Consider the following 1719-nt stretch of genomic DNA (forward strand, 5'->3'; position numbering starts at 1 on the left):
GCTCTTCCGCATCGTTTGTCTCCTCGTTTGGAGAACAGGCTAACTTCAAACCGCGGACTTTTCAGGGGAGCAGGTCAATTGGCATGAACGATCCGTTCCAATAGACGAGCGCGCCTGCATCCTGACACTCCCGGATGGCGCGCACCCTGCCGATCACAATCGAATGAGTGGCGCGATCAATCATCTCCTCGACCTCACAATCGAACGCGGCAGGCGCACCTTTTAATAGCAAGACACCCGTTTCAGCAGTCTCCCATTCACCGCCCTCGTAGCGGTCTGGACCCTTCACCCCGCCAAATCCCGAGAAGTTCTCGGCAATTTGCTGGTGCCCCGCGCCTAGGGATGACCAGCCGAACTTCCGGTATTTGTCGAGCAGGGGCCAGCTGGAGGAGCTTCGGTTGACACAGGCAAGCAGGAGCGGTGGTTCAGCGCTGAGCGAAATTGCCGACGTGACCACCAGGCCGGAGATGTCGGCGCCTTCGCCAACGGTGATGACAGAGCAGTTGCCCACCAACGCGCGCATCGCGTTGGTGAACGACTTGGAGGATGGGATCTCCATTACCGGATACCCGCTTCTGCAAGCAGAGGCAGGACGTTGTCGCGGAAATACGGGAACTCTTCGACGTAATCGACAAAGGACAGCGTGGTACCGGAAAAACCGGTTTCATGCAGTTTGATGATGCCGTCCGCGACCTGTCTTGGCGTGCCGACAAGCGGGAAGCCACCATGCCCCATTGCAAACAGGTTCTTGATCTGGGCCAGCAAGTCGTGGGGGAACGACTGCGCATGGGCAAACTGCAGATTCACCAGATTGTCCACCGCCTCCCAGTCTGCCAAATCGCCCATCAGCCGGTCCCGCAGCGCAGTGGCTTCTTCTTCGGTCTCTCGGCAGATGACATGACTGAACGTCAAAACGCCAACATCGCGGCCCTTGGATTTCGCCAGTTCCTTCAGCTCCTTGATCTCATCGACCGACCGCGTCAGATCAATCGCAGGCGTGAAAAGATAATCGGCGTTGTCGGTGGCAAAGGCGCGGCCGGTTTCAGAACCCGCGGCATTCAGGATCGGGGGACGGCCGTTTATCGGCTTCGGATCACCGGCAACATGCTTGAGTTTGAAATATTGCCCATCCCAGTCAAAGTAGTCTTCGGACGTCCAGAGTTTTTCGATGATATCGAACCATTCCTGCGCGTAGCCGTAGCGGGTCTCATGGTCATCCGGCAGGGTCAGTCCCAGCGCCTCGTACTCAGGTTTGTTCCAGCCCGCTACGATGTTGAGCCCGGCGCGCCCGTTGCCGACCTGATCCATCGTGGCGATCTGTTTGGCCGAAACAACCGGGTTGTTGGCAGCCGTATGCATTGTCGCAAAGACGCTGATGTTCTTGGTCGATGCCAGCAAGGCGGTGGCCCAGGTAACCGTTTCAAGGACGCCGCCGTGAAAATCCGTCTCGCCGCCGTACCCGACCCAGCGGGCGATGGGCAGCATGAAATCAATGCCCGCCTCATCCAGCATTTTTCCCAGTTTGAGGTTGTTTTCCCAGCTGTTCACCCAACGGTCCGGTGATTTCGTAACCGTCATGCCAGAGGAGCAGTTTGACGAAAACGTCCCCAATTTAAAGCCAGACTTGTCCTTCATCATATTTTGATGGCTCAAGGGTCGTTGCGACAGTATCCGCTATCTCAGTTTCATCATCTCTTCTCTGAACGCCTCGAGTGGGGT

Annotated in this window: 2 protein-coding genes; both read right to left on the minus strand. The window is 57.1% G+C overall.

All coding sequences use genetic code 11. From position 1 onward, the window contains the following. Positions 1-61: 61 nt before the first annotated feature. Positions 62-559 carry a flavin reductase family protein gene (locus SM765_RS22950; RefSeq protein WP_274838751.1) on the minus strand — a complete coding sequence of 166 codons (498 nt, stop codon included), beginning with the start codon at positions 557-559 and terminating at the stop codon, positions 62-64. Beyond that, positions 559-1638: an LLM class flavin-dependent oxidoreductase gene (locus SM765_RS22955; RefSeq protein WP_368981941.1), complete on the minus strand. Its 1080-nt coding sequence runs from the start codon at positions 1636-1638 to the stop codon at positions 559-561. The genes SM765_RS22950 and SM765_RS22955 overlap by 1 nt, the downstream gene beginning before the upstream one ends. Between the last annotated feature and the right edge of the window lie 81 nt (positions 1639-1719).

The organism is Pseudophaeobacter sp. 1A09344, assembly GCF_041008745.1.
GTDB lineage: Bacteria > Pseudomonadota > Alphaproteobacteria > Rhodobacterales > Rhodobacteraceae > Phycobacter > Phycobacter gallaeciensis_A.